Here is a 14,649-nt window from a genome sequence, read left to right as displayed (position 1 = left end):
GGCAGGATCTGGGACATGGGCGGCGCTCCTGTCTCGGGGACCCGGAACGGGCGTCGCCGGGCCATCCGAGCCTAGCAAGCACCGGCGTCCTGACCCGGTGTTAGGGTTCCCTCAAGGACCGATGGAGGGACCGTGATGCTGCCCGATCTGACGCAGTACATCTGGATCGCCTGGCTGGTGCTGGCTCTGCTCTTCGTCATCATCGAACTGCTGACCCTGGAGTTCACGTTCCTCATGCTGGCGGCCGGCTCGGTGCTGGGCGGCCTGGGTGTCTACCTTCTCGGTGGCCCGTGGTGGCTGCAGATCGTCGTCGCCGCGGCGGTGGCGGCACTGCTGCTGTTCACGATCCGCCCGCTGCTGCTGCGCGCCCTGCGCCGCGGCGACGAGCCCGCCCGCACCAACGTCGATGCGCTGTACGGCATGGGCGCGCGCGTGGTGGCGCCGTTCGTCGACGACCGAGGCTCTGTTCGGCTCGACAACGGCGAGACCTGGACCGCACGCCTCGACCCCGACGCCGATCCGGCGCAGGTCGGCGACCGCATGCGCGTGGTCCGCGTGCTCGGCTCCGCCGTTGAGGTCGCCCCCTTGCCCGCACGAGAAAGGACCTCGGACGATGGTTGACGTCAGCGCGTTCATCGGACAGATCTTCGTGATCGTCCTGCTGGTGGTGCTCGCGATCTTCGTGGTCGTGGTGATCTTCCGCTCCATCCGCATCATCCCGCAGGCATACGCCGGGGTGGTCGAGCGCCTGGGCCGCTATCAGCGCACACTGAGCCCGGGACTCAACCTGCTCATCCCCTTCATCGACCGAGTGCGCCCGCTGGTCGACATGCGTGAGCAGGTGGTGTCGTTCCCGCCGCAGCCGGTCATCACCGAGGACAACCTCGTGGTGTCGATCGACACGGTGGTCTACTTCCAGGTGACCGACGCCCGGGCGGCGACCTACGAGATCGCCAACTACCTGGGAGCGGTGGAGCAGCTCACCACCACGACCCTGCGCAACGTCGTCGGCGGCCTCAACCTCGAACAGGCGCTGACCAGCCGCGACAACATCAACAGCCAGCTGCGCATCGTGCTCGACGAGGCCACCGGCAAGTGGGGCCTGCGCGTGTCCCGCGTCGAGCTGAAGGCGATCGACCCGCCGGTGTCGATCCAGGATTCGATGGAGAAGCAGATGCGCGCCGAGCGCGAACGTCGCGCCACGATCCTGACCGCCGAGGGCTCGAAGCAGGCGCAGATCCTCGAGGCAGAGGGCCGCCGACAGGGTGAGATCCTGCGCGCCGAGGGCGACAAGCAGGCCGCCGTGCTGCGCGCCCAGGGCGAGGCCGAGGCCATCGAGACGGTGTTCCACGCCATTCACCGGGGCAACCCCGACGAGAAGCTGCTGGCCTATCAGTACCTGCAGACGCTGCCCAAGATCGCCGACAGCGCCTCCAACAAGCTGTGGATCATCCCGAGCGAGTTCACCGAAGCTCTGAAGGGTGTCAGCGGCGCATTCGGGTCGAACACGACGGATGCCGCGAATCGCGGCCCCCGCCCGACGTCGCTGTGACGCACCCCTGGTTCGCGGGGCGCGCGCCTCGCATCCTCGCTCATCGGGGCTTCGTCCCCCCGGATGCCGAAGGCATCGTGGAGAACAGCTTCGCGGCGATCGCGGCCGCCCACGCCGCCGGCGCGGGGTACATCGAGTCCGACTGCCATCTCACCGCCGACGGCCACGTCGTGCTGCTGCACGACGCCGACCTCAGCCGCACCCTCGGCGACCCACGACCGGTGGCGGAGGTCACCCTCGCCGAGCTGGAACGACTGATGGGAGACAGCGGCGGTCTCATCACCCTGCGCCAAGCCCTCGAGGGATTCCCGGACGTGCGGTTCAACCTCGACGTCAAAGCCGAGGCGGCCGCCGTCCCCGTCGGGCGCACCGTCGCCCCCCACGCCGAGCGCGTGCTGCTGGCGAGCTTCTCCGACGCCCGGCGGCGCGCGGCGCTGGAGGCCGCCGACCGTTTCGGCCGTGGCATCCGGCCCGCAACGTCCGCCGGCACCGCCACCATCGCGCGCGTCCTCGCGGGCGTGCGCGCCCACTCCCCCTGGGTGGTGCGCCGCGCTCTCGACGGCATAGACGCGCTGCAGATTCCGGAGCGTCGCGGGCCGGTGCGGGTGGTCACCCCGCGGCTCATCGAGGCCGCACATCGCTGCGGCGTCGAGGTGCACGTGTGGACGGTCAACGACCCGATGGACATGGCGCGGCTGCTGGACCTCGGTGTTGACGGCCTGGTCACCGACCGCGTCGACCTCGCGTTGCGAAGGGTCGCCGAGGGCCGCTGAGACCACGCGTCAGCGGGCCTGGGATTCGGCTGTGAAAGCCCTATCGGTCGTGCCGGTTTGGAGTATGCGCACAGGTCCCGGCGTTATACCTGAACAGGCGACGAGAGGACCACACAATGGCAGACCGCAGTTTGCGCGGCATCCGACTCGGCGCGTCCAGCCTACAGAGCGAGGACGGCGTCGTTTTTCATGAGCGGACCACACACACGTACGTGTGCAACACGTGCGGCCGTGAGTCCACTCTTCCCTTTGCGGTCGATGCCGAAGCGCCCGAGACCTGGGAGTGCCGCACGTGCGGCGCCGAGGCCGTGCTGCGCGTCGGCGGCAAGACCGTCGAGGTGGACCACAGCGGCGACAAGGTGCCGCGTACGCACTGGGACATGCTGCTGGAGCGGCGCACGATCCCCGAGCTCGAGGAACTGCTCGAGGATCGGCTCACGTTCATCCGTGAGCGGCGCGGTGCAGGCCAGAGCGCCACGGCGAAGAAGAGCGCCTGAGCTCAGACCGATTCGGTGACGCCGGTCCCTTCGGGGGCCGGCTTCGTCGTTTGTGCGGCACGACGTCGCGCCGACATGAGGTGGGCCCCGGCGAGCACGGCGAAAGCCAGCACACTCCCCCAGCCCAGCACGAGCTTCACGGCGCCGCCGATGACGACGGCAGGGGTCAATCCGGTGCGCAGCGGAACGTCGGTGACCATCGCACCGGCTTCGCCGGCAGCAAGCCCGTCGATCACGGTGCCGTCGGGGGCGATCACCTGGCTGGTGCCCACGGTCGAGAGGTTCACCACGGCACGCCCGGTTTCGATCGCACGCATGCGGGCGAAGGCCAGCTGTTGCAGGTTCTCGTCGGTGTCGCGGAAGTCGGCGTTGTTGGTCTGCATCATGTAGACCTCCGCTCCGTCGCGCGCCCCCTCCCACACCACGTCGTCGTAGATCACGTCGAAGCAGATCGCCAGACCCACGTTCACGCCGTCGACGTCGAAGACGGGCGGGTTCGTGCCCGGGGTGTACTCGCGCTGGATGAGCCCGACGAGGTCCGGCACGATCGCCTCGAAGAACCACCGGTCGGGGACGTACTCCCCGAAAGGCACCGGAGTGCGCTTGTCGTGGAGCGCGACGGGGTTGTCTGCGTCCGGCTCCCACAGCATCGAGGTGTTGTAGACCGCGTCGTCGCGCTGGGTGGCGGCGTTGACGATGAGGGGCGCGTCCAACGACGCGGCGAGCTGGTCGAGCACGCGCGCCACCGACTCGTTTCGCAGCGGGTCGGCGTCGATTCCCCCTTCGGGCCACAGCAGCACGTCCAGGTCCTCGCCCAGGAGCGGCTCGGTGGCATCGAGCTGGGACTGGAAGACGTCGTACGACTCCCGCTCGTCGAAATACCCCGCCGGGCCGTTTCCCTGCACGGCGCCCACCCGCATCGTGCCGGCGGGGGTGGTGGGAAAGGCCGGAGTGAGCAGCAGCACCGCGACCGCCACCGCCGCGGGCAGCGCCGTGCGCCAGGCGCGCCAGGCACCGAGGCGCGCCCATTCCACGGCGGCCGCGGTGGCGAACACCATCAGGAACGTGAGTCCGGCGACGCCCGTCCACGAGGCGATGTGGGCGAGCGGACTCTCGGACTGGCTCATGCCCAGCCGCCCCCAGGGGAAGCCGGTGTAGGGCCACGAGCCCATGATCAGCTCCCGTGCGGTCCACAGGCCCGCCACGAGCGCAGGAAGGGCCACCAGACGCGCCCACCGGCCGCCGCGCACCTGTGGCATCCATCGGTACGCCAGGGCGATCGGGATGGACCCGAGTCCCCAGAAGAGCGCCTGCAGCCCTCCGAGGCCGAACCAGGGCAGCAGCCCCAGGTAGCGCGTGATCCAGATGATGTGCGTGAAGTAGAACGAGACGCCGAAGACGAGGCCGACGGCCAGTGCTCCCCAGGCCGACCGGCCGATGAGCGACACGAGGGCGAGCGCGACCCCGACGAACGCGAGCGGCCACCATCCCACGTCGGGGAAGGCGAGGTCGAGCACCGGGCCGCCGACGAGCGCGGCCACGAGGGCGAGCCACAGCGGCAGCAGCGGCCGCTCGGCCGTGCTCTGCTTTTCCGGCGCCCCGCTCATACCGCGCTGTAGGCGACGATCCCGCGTCGCACGGCGTCGAGCGCCTTACGCGCTGTGGTGGCCACCGGGGCGTCGGCCACGAGCGACAGCTGGTCGAGCAGGTCGATGGTCTGCTTTGCCCAGCGCACGAAGTCGCCCGCGGCGAGGTCCGCCTCAGTCAGCACGCGGTCGAGCATGCCCCCGCGCGCCCAGGTGTACATCGCCTGGGCGAGGCCCGTGGCGACCGACTCGGTGCCCGGCAGGTGGTGTTCGCGTTCGAGGTCGTCCAGCTGCGCCCACAGCAGCTGCGTCTCGGTGAGGGCGGTACGGAAGGCCCCGCGGGGCAGCCCGTACTCTCCGGGCCCCTCGGAATCACGGCGCGGTTCGTAGACGAGGCAGCACGCAAGGGCCGCGAGCGAGGCGGCATCCAGGTTGTTCCAGATGCCACGGCGCAGGGCCTCGGCCACGAGCAGGTCGCGTTCGCCGTAGATGCGCCGCATCGTGCGGCCGGCGGCGGTGAGGGTGGTCCGCCCCTCCTCGTCGACGGCGACGTAGTCGAGCTCCGTGAGCACGTCGACGACGCGATCGAACACCCGCGCGACGGTGCCGGTGCGGGTCTGGATCTGGTTGCGCAGCTTGTCGGTGCGACGCTTGAGCTTCCAGTAGCGCTCGCCCCAGCGCGCGTGGTGCTCGCGGTCGGGACAGCTGTGGCAGGGGTGACGCTGCATTCGACGACGGAGCGTCTCCATCTCCTGCTGGCGCTGCTTGCGGATACGTGCGGGGGCCGTGCGGTCGGCCCGGTTGAGTTTCTCTAGGTCGCTGAGCTCGCGACGGATGGCGGCGTACTCGGTGAAGTCCCCGCGCTCGCACGTCTGCGCCTGCCGGTAGCCGGCGAGCGACTCCTCGGCCTCGCGCACCTGGCGAGCGAGACCGACCACCGACCGGTCGGCCTGGAACTGCGCGAACGACGACTCGAGGATCTTGCGGGCCTCGGCGCGGCCGAACCGATCGATGAGGTTCACCGCCATGTTGTACGTCGGGCGGAAGCTGGAGTTCAGCGGATAGGTGCGCCGCGAGGCCAGGGCGGCGACCGCCTGCGGATCGAGGCCCTCGGTCCACTGGATAACGGCGTGGCCCTCGACGTCGATGCCGCGGCGACCGGCGCGGCCGGTGAGCTGGGTGTACTCCCCCGAGGTGATGGCGACGCGGGCCTCGCCGTTGAACTTCTCGAGCTTCTCGAGCACCACCGTGCGGGCCGGCATGTTGATGCCGAGGGCGAGCGTCTCGGTGGCGAAGACGGCCTTCACGAGCTTGCGGCGGAAGAGCTCCTCGACGACCTCTTTGAAGGCCGGGAGCAGACCCGCGTGGTGCGCCGCGATGCCGCGCTCGAGGTTCTCGCGCCACTCCCAGAAGCCCAGTGCATCCAGATCGTCGGCGTTCAGCGCCGCGGTGCGCTCGTCGACCAGACGGCGGATCTCGGCGCGCTCATCGGTGTCGGTCAGGCGCAGACCCGAGCGGCGCACCTGCTGCACCGCGCCGTCGCAGCCGGCGCGGCTGAAGATGAAGAAGATCGCCGGCAGCAGGTTCGCCCGCTGCAGCAGCTGCACGACGGCAGGGCGGTCGAGGCGCTCCACGCGCTGCACGTTGCCGGGCCTGACCGGTCGCCTGCCGCCGCGCTGGGGCCGCCGGTGGCCGGGCTCGTAGCCGGCCTGGCGCGCACTGTTGTGTCCGTGCACGCGACGGTTCTCCTCGAACGTCTGGCCCTTCACGGACCGGATGCGCATGAGCTCCTGATTGACCTGCGCGGTGGCGATGCCGGCGCGGTCGTCGAACAGGGGCAGCAGGTCGCCGCGCACGAGCACGTGCTGCTCCAGCGGCACCGGGCGGGTCTCCGACACGATGACGTCGGTGTCGCCGCGCACCGTGTCGAGCCAGTCGCCGAACTCCTCGGCATTGGAGACGGTCGCCGACAGCGACACCAGCCGCACGCTGGGCGGCAGGTGGATGATGACCTCTTCCCACACCGCGCCGCGGAACCGGTCGGCGAGATAGTGCACCTCGTCCATGACCACGAACCGCAGGCCCCGCAGCGCCGGCGAGTCGGCATAGAGCATGTTGCGCAGCACCTCGGTCGTCATGACCACGACCCGGGCGTTGCCGTTGATGTTGGTGTCGCCGGTGAGAAGGCCGACCTCGTCCTCGCCGTACACCTCCTGCAGTTCGCGGAACTTCTGGTTCGACAGCGCCTTCATCGGCGTGGTGTAGAACGCCTTGTCGCCCGGCTCGCGCATCGCCAGATGCACGGCGAACTCGCCGACGATCGTCTTGCCCGCACCCGTGGGCGCGGCCACCAGGACGCTCCGGCCATCCTCGAGCGACTGGCATCCGGCGATCTGGAAGGGATCGAGCGTGAAGCGCTGCTGCTCGGCGAACTCCGCTGTCAGCGGATGCCGCCGCGCCTCGGACGCGGCGGCGAACCGCTCCGCGGGGCTGGGAGAGGTCACAGGGCGTGTCCCGGCTGCAGCAGGGCGGCGGCGCGCTTCGCTCGTCGCCGGTCGAGCAGCATCGCGAGGCCCGCTGCGGCGAAGTACAGCACGAGGAGGATCCCCATGATGAGGAACGTCGTGGCGACGTCGGCGGGCGGGGTCGCGATGGAGGCGAAGATCGCACTGACCAGCACCGCCGCACGCCACGACGACAGGATCGCCTTGCCGGTGATGACTCCGGCGAAATTCAAGGCGATGAGAAAGACCGGCACGATGTAGGCCACACCGACGAACAGCATCAGCTTGAACACGAAGTCGTAGTAGTAGTTCGCGTCGTACATCGCTGACGCGCCCGCAGTGAGGAACTCCGCCATAAGCCTGACGATGTTCGGCATGACCAGAAGCCCGGTCGCACACCCGGCGAAGAACAGCGGAACCGCGGCGGCGATGAACCCCACCGTGTAGCGCTTCTCGCGCTTGGTCATCGCGGGCATGACGTATGCCCAGACCTGCCAGATCCAGATCGGCGCCGACAGCAAGAATCCGATGGCGAATGCCATGCGCATGCGCAGGTCGAACGCTCCGGTGACGCTGGTGTACATCAGCTCGACCGCGGCCTGCTCGCCCCGCTCCTCGGCGAGCATGCGGATCGGTGCGGTGATCAGGTGCATCACCGGTTCGGTGATGAAGAACGCCGCGACCATCGCCGCGATCACGGCGACCGCGCTGATCATCAGGCGGCGCTTGAGCTCGATCAGATGCTCGGCGAGCGACATCCGCTTCTCACGCCGAGACTCGTCCCCTGCGACCCTCGACGGCCGGGTCATGACCACGCTCAGCGAGAAGAGGGCGGATCAGTGCGCTTGTCTGCGTCCAACGTCGATGCGGGGTCCGCCGTGGGGGCGGTGGTGCCGGAGGAGACCGTTGCCTGGTCGTCTTCCTTCATCGCCTTCATCTCGGTCTTGAACACGCGCGCGGACTGCCCCATGCTCTTGGCCAGCGCAGGAAGCTTCGCTGCGCCGAACAGCAGCAGGATGATTGCCAGAATCAGCAGCCATTGCCAGCCGTGAATACCCATGAGAGTCCTTTCGTCGTAACGGACGACCGCCTCAGTCTAGACGGCGCTCATCGGTATTGGGTCAGACCCGCGGCAGCCCACGAAGCCGCCGCCCTGCGCGCGCCGACGGGCGCGAGCACCTCGACGTCGCCGCCGAGGCGCGCGGCCACGCGCTTGAGGCTCTGCTCGTCGGCGACCCGCATGGCGGCCGTCTCGAGGTCGCCGGCCGCGGTGATCTGCGCACCGCTGAGATACTCCCCCAGCAGTGGCGCGATCTGACGCGGGTAGCGCACCTGGGCGAGGACATCCCCGGCGCCCGGTTCGAACAGCTGCGGCACGGGCTCGCCGCTGTGACTGACCGGGATCTCGGTGAGCGCGACGTCGCTGACGCGCTCCAGGTGGAAGGTGCGCATGCCCTGACGCATGTGGCACCACCCCTGCAGGTACCACTGACCGTCGGCGATGTGCACCTTGGCTGGGTCCACGGTGCGCGTGGTGGGCGCGGCATCCGGGGCCTGGTAGGTGAACGACACCGCGACACCCCTGCGCAGCGCCTCGGCGACCGTGACCCGCACGTCGTCGACGGGTCCGGGGGCGACGATCACGTCGGCGGGCGCGCTGGCTGCCCCGCGGGCGAGCTTGACGATGAGGTTCTGCACCGTGCCACTGTCGCCCACTCCGGGAAGGGTCGCCGCCAGCTGCAGTCCCGCCAGCAGTGCCGCAGCCTCGCGCGCGGTCAGCCGCGGGGCGCGCTCGAGTCCGACGGAGTTGGTGATGACGATGAGGTCGCGCTCGTCCAGCAGATCCCAGTCGATGTCGAACAGATCGTTGGGCAGCTGCCAGAAGCCACCCTCGCCGGGCCGGCCGATGACCGTCAGCTTCTGCACCATCTCACGCATCTGGTCGGGCGTGACCTCGAACTCGTCGGCGGCCTCCGCCACCGACACCTCGCCCTTGCCGATCAGGTACGGCACGAGCTGCAGCAGCAGGGCGGCCCGCTCGGTGGCATGCATGGGCCGCGCGCTCATGTGGCATCCTCCGCGCCGTCGGAGTGCAGGGCCAGGGTCGCCTGCAGTCTGCGGATCACTTCTTCGCGCAGCGCCGCCGGCTCCACGACCCGCACCTCCGGTCCGTACGAGGCCAGCTCGTCGGCGAGCACGTGCACGTCGACATACGGCACCAGCATGCCCTGTTCCGCATGCTGTGCGCGGCGGCGCAGCCGCAGTGATGCCTCGGTTCCGGGGTGCACCTCGAGCAGCGCCCGCTGACGGGCGGCGACGTCGTGAAGTCCCTGCACCGCCCTCTCCCCCGCACCGTCGCGCAGCGACGGGTCGAAACTCTCGCGGGTGATCGCGACATCGCCGACGATGCGTGAGAGCAGGAACGTGCGCTCGGCCTGCTGGTCGAGGTCGAAGCCGAAGACGTGCCAGCGCGCTTCGTAGTCGACCAGCGCCAGTGGGCGGATGCGGCGTGAGCGGGGACGCTCGTCCCCCGGCTTCAGATAGGGGAACGACACCACCCTGGCCTGCTCCATCGCCTTCTGCAGCGGCGCGAACGCGGGCGTCCGCACGCTCAGCCGGGGCGAGAAGCCGATGATGGGCTCATCGACCTCGTTGCCGAGCGCACGGATCTTGCGCAGCCCGCTGCGCGCCTCGGCCGACAGGGAGCTCTCGCTCCAGACGCCGCCGGCGACCGCGAGAACCGCCAACTCGGCGGGCGTGAAGGAGATGTCTTCGGGCAGTGCGTACTCGTCGTTCGGCACACGGTAGCGGGCTTCACGCAGGTCGTCGGGATCGGCGTAGTCGCCGATCGTCTCGATCGGCACGCCGAGACCGCGAAGGCTCTCCTTGTCGCGCTCGAACATCTTCTCGAGGGCGTCCTTCGACGCACCCGACTGCGCCTGCTCACGGTAACCCGCCACCGAGGAGAGGATCGTCTCCTTGGTCAGCCCCTGGTCGGTCGCCATGAGCGCGACGAGCAGGTTCACCAGACGCTCCTCCGGTGCGCTGCGGCTCGTCGCTGCGGCCACCTCCGGCTACTCCGCCGCCTCGTCGAGACCGAGGATGTCGATCACGAACACGAGCGTGGCCCCGGGAGGGACCGGCCCCTGCCCCGCGTCGCCGTATGCCAGGTCCGGCGGGATGACGGCGAGGATCTGCGAACCGACGGTCTGACCCTCCAGCGCCTCGGCGAAGCCGGGCACCACCTGATCGAGCGACAGCACCGCCGACGCCCCGGCCTCCCACGTGGAGTCGAAGACCTCTCCGTCGTCCCAGGTGACGCCTGTGTACTTGACCCGGACGGGGACGTCACCGGTGACGACCTCGCCGTCGCCCTTCTTGAGCACCTCGACGGCGAGTTCGTCGGGCGCCTCGGCGTCGGGAACGATGATGCCGGGTGTGCCGTCGGGCGCCAGCACGACCGTGGGCATGCCCCGGCGCGCGTTGTACTGATCCTCGCCGTCCGCCCGGTCGGGGTAGACCTGCTGCAGATCGATGACGAAGATCGCGGTGTCATCCTCGGCCAAGCCCAGGCTCGCCGCAGCTTCAGGCAGCATGTCCTCCGGCGCGACCGCCCCGATGATGAGCGAGCCCTCCGTGGCGCAGTCCAGCATCTCGGCGATGCCTTCGTAGGCCTCGGCCCACTGCGACACCGGCACCACCTGGGTTCCCGACTGCAGCAGCGTGTCGCCCGTGCTGCCGTTGACGACGGTGACGTCGAACGCGACTTCCTGTGCGTCCGAGGTCACAACGGGGCCGTCGCCGACGGTGATGTCGCGGTACACGGTCTCGTCGACGTGGACGGGAGCCGCCACTCCGATGGTGTCGCCCGAGATCGTGATCAGGTCGAGCACCTGCGCGTCACCCCCGTCGCGCGTGCACGACGCAGCAGGGTCGGCGGATGAGCATCCGACCAGAGCGAGGGCGGAGAGGCCCATGACGGCGGTGATGGCGGGAATCCTGCGCACCGGTACAGCCTAATCGGTGGCGGGGTCGGGGTCCGCCGACCCCGCAGCGATCCGCGCGCCGTCCGCGGCACGCTGGGCCTCGCGCACACGCTTGCGCAGGTTCTTGTCGGTGATCTGGCGGTCGCCCACGGCGCCCGGGGTCCACAGCTCCACGTCCTCGTCGGCATAGCTGGGCTTCTTCAGCGCCCGCTTGCGCACATCGGGGGGCACAGCTCCCGGGGCGAGACGTCGAGCGGTGAGGAGGAACCCGGTGTGGGCGACCATTCGGTGGTCGGGCCGCACGGCGAGTCCTTCGACGTGCCAGCCGCGCACCATCGTCTCGCTGGCCTCGGGATCGGTGTAGAGGCCGGTGCCGCGGATGTACTCGGCCACGCGGCTCAGCTGCGTCGCGGTGGCGACGTAGCAGAGCACCACGCCTCCGGGCGTGAGTGCCTCAGCAACGGCGTCGATGCACTCCCACGGCGCGAGCATGTCGAGCACGACGCGGTCGACGGACGCCGGTTCCACGGCGCCAGGCAGGGACTCGACGAGGTCGCCGACGACCACGTCCCAGTTCTGCGGCGTTCCGCCGAGGAACGTCTCGACATTGGCGCGGGCCACCTCGGCGAACTCCTCGCGGCGCTCGAACGACACCAGGCGCCCGGCAGGACCGATGGCCCGCAGCAGCCACAGCGACAGCGCGCCGGACCCCACACCCGCTTCGACCACCGTGGCGCCGGGGAAGATGTCGGCCTGCGCCAGGATCTGCGCGGCATCCTTCGGGTAGACGATGGCCGCGCCGCGGGGCATCGACATGACGAAGTCGCGCAGCAGCGGGCGGAGGGCCAGGTATTCGTGGCCGCCGCTGTTGGTGACGACCGATCCGTCGGGCAGGCCCACGAGCGCTTCGTGGCGCAGGACGCCGTGGTGGGTGTGCAGCTCGCCGCGCTCGCGCAGCGTGATGGTGTGCAGCCGCCCCTTCGGGCCGGTCAGCTGCACGCGGTCGCCGTAGCGGAAGGGACCGCTCGGTCGGGTGAGGTCCGCGGTCATCGGGACTCCTTTGCGCGGTGGTCGGCATGGAACTCGGCGACGTCGGCGGCGGTACGCCCCTCGAGCGTCGGCCACAGTGCGTGCGCGCCGGCGCCCGTCAGCGACACCATCAGCGGCACACCGATCGTCGCCGCGCCGGCGGCGACTGCCGAGCGCAGTCCGTTGGGCGAGTCCTCGATCGCGACCACCTCGGCGGGGGTCACTCCGAGCGCCTCGCAGGCCTGCAGGTAGGGATCGGGGAAGGGCTTGGGCCGAATCGCGTCGTCACCGGCGATGATGACGTCGAACGCCTCGAACGGGATCTGCGAGACCACGGTCTCGGCCATGCGCCGCAACGACATCGTGACCAGGCCCGTCTTCACACCCGCGTCGCGCAGGCTCGCCAGCAGCTCCTGCGCGCCGGGACGGAAGGGATTGCCGAGTTCCCGCAGCTGCCGCATCACCTCGTCGGTGAGGTGATCGACGATGGCATCCTCGTGCATGCGCACCCCCGCTTCCTGCAGGATGCGGGCGGAGTCGTGCAGCCCCAGGCCCACGAGCCCGAGTGCCTGCTCGTGCGACCAGGTGCCGCCGTGGCTCTCGATCAGCGGCGTCTCGGCCGCCATCCAATAGGGCTCGGTGTCGACGAGGGTGCCGTCCATGTCCCACAGGACAGCGCGCAGCGGGGCGGGGGAAAAGAGGGCTGTCACCTCCCCATGCTACCGACGGGCGTGGCGCCGCCCGCCCGCGTGGGCGGCGCCCGGCCTATCCTTGGTGAGACGAAGGGAGACACGTGGAGGGTCTGGGACGCCGCGTGCTCGTGGCCGCGTTCGACGGCTGGAACGATGCCGGCGAGGCCGCATCGGGAGCTGTCACGCTGCTGCGCGAGGAGGGTTCGTACGAACCGGTCTTCTCCGTCGACCCCGAGCTGTACTTCGATTACCAGTACACCCGGCCGCAGATCGCGCTCGACGCGGACGGCCGCCGCGTGCTCACCTGGCCGCAGGCCACGCTCTGGCGCCCGACCCGTCGCGCCCGCGGCACGCAGCTGTGGCTGCTGACCGGCGTCGAGCCGGCGCGGGCCTGGCAGGGGTTCGCCGCGGAGTTGATCGATGTCGCGCTCCGCGAAGACATCACCGGAATGGTCTCTCTGGGCTCGATGATGTCGGATGTGCCGCACACGCGGCCGATCTCGGTCGTCGCCGGCAGCCACAACGAGGAGCTGCGCACCAGGCTCGACCTCGAGCGCTCGACGTACGAAGGCCCGGTCGGCATCCTCACCGTGCTCGACGAAGCGGCCGACGCCGCCGGCATCCCCTCGGCGTCGCTCTGGGCCAGCGTGCCGCACTACGTCGGGGGTCACACACCGTCACCCAAGGCCACTCTTGCCCTGCTGGACAAGCTCGAGGACCTCACCGGCGCACGGGTGCCGCGCGGCACGCTCGCCACCGAGGCGGCCGCGTGGGAGGCATCGATCGACGCCGCCGCGGCGGACGACGAGGAGATGACCGAGTACATCCACCAGCTCGAGCGCACCCGCGACACGTGGGACTCCCCCGAGGCGTCAGGCGACGCCATCGCGCAGGAGTTCGAGAAGTACCTGCGTCGCCGCGGCGACGGCCTGGGTCCCACCAAGCCCGGCCGCGACGACCCGCCGCGGCACTGACCCGCGTCTGCCTCCGCGGCGACGACCGACCGCGGGGTCAGGGCTGGATGACGCCCATCGACAGCAGCACGATCAGCACCGTGCCCAGCGCCACGCGGTAGATCACGAACGGCAGGAAGCTGCGCTTGGAGATCCACTTCATGAAGAAGGCGATGACCGCCAGCGCGATCACGAACGCCACGACGGTGGCCACGAGGGTCTCCGGCAGCGTGAACGGCCCCTGCTCGTCCCAGCTCTTGAACAGCTGGTAGAAGCCGCTGCCGAAGACGGCGGGGATCGCCAGCAGGAACGCGTAGCGCGCGGCATCCGCCCGCTTGTAGCCGAGGAAGAGCCCCATGGTGATCGTGCCGCCCGAGCGCGAGACGCCGGGGACGAGCGCGAGCGCCTGCGCGAACCCGAAGGCCACGCCGTGGGGCACGGTGAGGTCGTTCAGCTCACGGCGCTTCGCGCCCACCGCGTCGGCGATGCCGAGCAGCAGACCGAAGGCGATCAGCATGATCGCGACGACCCACATCGAGCGGAACACCGTCTCGATCTGATCCTGGAACAGCAGCCCCAGCACGACGATCGGGATGCTGCCGATGATGATCAGCCACCCCATGCGGGCGTCGGGGTCGTTGCGCGGCGCTTTGCCCACGAGCGAGCGGCACCACTGCGTGATGATGCGGACGATGTCCTTCCAGAAGAACACCACCACCGCCGCCTCCGTGCCGATCTGCGTGATCGCGGTGAAGGCCGCGCCGGGGTCCTCGGCGCCGGGGAGGAACTCCCCCAGAATGCGCAGGTGCGCGCTGGAGGAGACGGGGAGGAATTCGGTGAGCCCCTGGACCAGGCCCAGGAGGATCGCTTCGAAGAAGCTCATGCGCGCCTTTCGGTGAACTGCTGTCAGTACGTGCGGAGCAGGTCGGTGAGAACCGCCTGTCCGAAGACGAGGGCATCCAGGGGGACGCGTTCGTCGACCCCGTGGAACATGCCGGTGAAATCGAGATCCGCGGGCAGCCGCAGCGGCGCGAAGCCGTAGCCGGCGATGCCGAGGTGCGCGAGCGCCTTGTTGTC

15 protein-coding genes and 1 pseudogene are annotated in these 14,649 nt (G+C 69.9%); 5 read left to right on the top strand and 11 right to left on the bottom strand.

Annotated features, from left to right (window positions below):
• Positions 1 to 135 precede the first annotated feature (135 nt).
• The 4 genes from NQ160_RS08865 (at position 136) to NQ160_RS08850 (ending at position 2,822) form a co-directional block, all read left to right on the top strand.
• Positions 136 to 621 (top strand): NfeD family protein, encoded by a 486-nt coding sequence (locus NQ160_RS08865; RefSeq protein ID WP_257514866.1) that lies wholly within the window; start codon positions 136 to 138, stop codon positions 619 to 621.
• Positions 614 to 1,552 (top strand): SPFH domain-containing protein, encoded by a 939-nt coding sequence (locus NQ160_RS08860; protein ID WP_257514864.1) that lies wholly within the window; start codon positions 614 to 616, stop codon positions 1,550 to 1,552. Before NQ160_RS08865 ends, NQ160_RS08860 begins: the two co-directional genes overlap by 8 nt.
• Entirely contained in the window at positions 1,549 to 2,325 is a 777-nt protein-coding gene (locus NQ160_RS08855; protein WP_257514862.1) for a glycerophosphodiester phosphodiesterase family protein, read from the top strand. The genes NQ160_RS08860 and NQ160_RS08855 overlap by 4 nt, the downstream gene beginning before the upstream one ends.
• Positions 2,326 to 2,441: 116 nt before the next feature.
• Positions 2,442 to 2,822: an RNA polymerase-binding protein RbpA gene (locus NQ160_RS08850; protein ID WP_257514861.1), complete on the top strand. Its 381-nt coding sequence runs from the start codon at positions 2,442 to 2,444 to the stop codon at positions 2,820 to 2,822.
• A gap of 2 nt (positions 2,823 to 2,824) precedes the next feature.
• Here the strand turns inward: NQ160_RS08850 and lnt are convergent, their stop codons facing one another.
• From lnt to NQ160_RS08805, 9 genes are read right to left on the bottom strand one after another with little or no spacing between them, the layout of a single operon-like run.
• Positions 2,825 to 4,429: an apolipoprotein N-acyltransferase gene (lnt, locus tag NQ160_RS08845; RefSeq protein ID WP_257514860.1), complete on the bottom strand. Its 1,605-nt coding sequence runs from the start codon at positions 4,427 to 4,429 to the stop codon at positions 2,825 to 2,827.
• Positions 4,426 to 6,912, bottom strand: coding sequence for a DEAD/DEAH box helicase (locus NQ160_RS08840; RefSeq protein WP_257514859.1), 2,487 nt, complete (start codon positions 6,910 to 6,912; stop codon positions 4,426 to 4,428). Before NQ160_RS08840 ends, lnt begins: the two co-directional genes overlap by 4 nt.
• Positions 6,909 to 7,670, bottom strand: a complete 762-nt coding sequence (gene tatC, locus NQ160_RS08835) for a twin-arginine translocase subunit TatC (protein ID WP_257514858.1) — start codon at positions 7,668 to 7,670, stop codon at positions 6,909 to 6,911. The genes NQ160_RS08840 and tatC overlap by 4 nt, the downstream gene beginning before the upstream one ends.
• A 59-nt stretch (positions 7,671 to 7,729) precedes the next feature.
• Positions 7,730 to 7,972 (bottom strand): twin-arginine translocase TatA/TatE family subunit, encoded by a 243-nt coding sequence (tatA, locus tag NQ160_RS08830; protein ID WP_257514857.1) that lies wholly within the window; start codon positions 7,970 to 7,972, stop codon positions 7,730 to 7,732.
• Between the two features lie 47 nt (positions 7,973 to 8,019).
• Positions 8,020 to 8,979 (bottom strand): helix-turn-helix transcriptional regulator, encoded by a 960-nt coding sequence (locus NQ160_RS08825; protein WP_257514856.1) that lies wholly within the window; start codon positions 8,977 to 8,979, stop codon positions 8,020 to 8,022.
• Complete coding sequence (locus NQ160_RS08820) at positions 8,976 to 9,980, bottom strand: helix-turn-helix transcriptional regulator (RefSeq protein WP_374113641.1); 1,005 nt, start codon at positions 9,978 to 9,980, stop codon at positions 8,976 to 8,978. The genes NQ160_RS08825 and NQ160_RS08820 overlap by 4 nt, the downstream gene beginning before the upstream one ends.
• A gap of 6 nt (positions 9,981 to 9,986) precedes the next feature.
• Positions 9,987 to 10,919, bottom strand: a complete 933-nt coding sequence (locus tag NQ160_RS08815) for an FKBP-type peptidyl-prolyl cis-trans isomerase (RefSeq protein WP_257514855.1) — start codon at positions 10,917 to 10,919, stop codon at positions 9,987 to 9,989.
• A gap of 9 nt (positions 10,920 to 10,928) precedes the next feature.
• Positions 10,929 to 11,948, bottom strand: coding sequence for a tRNA (adenine-N1)-methyltransferase (locus NQ160_RS08810; protein ID WP_257514854.1), 1,020 nt, complete (start codon positions 11,946 to 11,948; stop codon positions 10,929 to 10,931).
• Positions 11,945 to 12,589 carry an HAD family hydrolase gene (locus NQ160_RS08805; RefSeq protein ID WP_374113642.1) on the bottom strand — a complete coding sequence of 215 codons (645 nt, stop codon included), beginning with the start codon at positions 12,587 to 12,589 and terminating at the stop codon, positions 11,945 to 11,947. Before NQ160_RS08805 ends, NQ160_RS08810 begins: the two co-directional genes overlap by 4 nt.
• Before the next feature lie 131 nt (positions 12,590 to 12,720).
• On the opposite strand from NQ160_RS08805, the gene NQ160_RS08800 reads away from it, so the two are divergent.
• The gene (locus tag NQ160_RS08800; RefSeq protein WP_257514852.1) at positions 12,721 to 13,593 is read left to right on the top strand and encodes a PAC2 family protein; all 873 of its coding nucleotides are present in this window, start codon (positions 12,721 to 12,723) and stop codon (positions 13,591 to 13,593) included.
• Positions 13,594 to 13,630: 37 nt separating this feature from the next.
• Here NQ160_RS08800 and NQ160_RS08795 read toward each other — a convergent pair whose 3' ends face one another.
• Positions 13,631 to 14,455 (bottom strand): undecaprenyl-diphosphate phosphatase, encoded by an 825-nt coding sequence (locus NQ160_RS08795; RefSeq protein WP_257514851.1) that lies wholly within the window; start codon positions 14,453 to 14,455, stop codon positions 13,631 to 13,633.
• Between the two features lie 23 nt (positions 14,456 to 14,478).
• Positions 14,479 to 14,649 (bottom strand): annotated as a pseudogene (locus NQ160_RS25050) (M20/M25/M40 family metallo-hydrolase); the annotation flags it as partial.

It is taken from the genome of Microbacterium sp. zg.Y909 (genome assembly GCF_024626565.1).
Note: the sequence above shows the minus strand (reverse complement) of the source record. Positions and strands in the feature narration are given on the sequence as shown.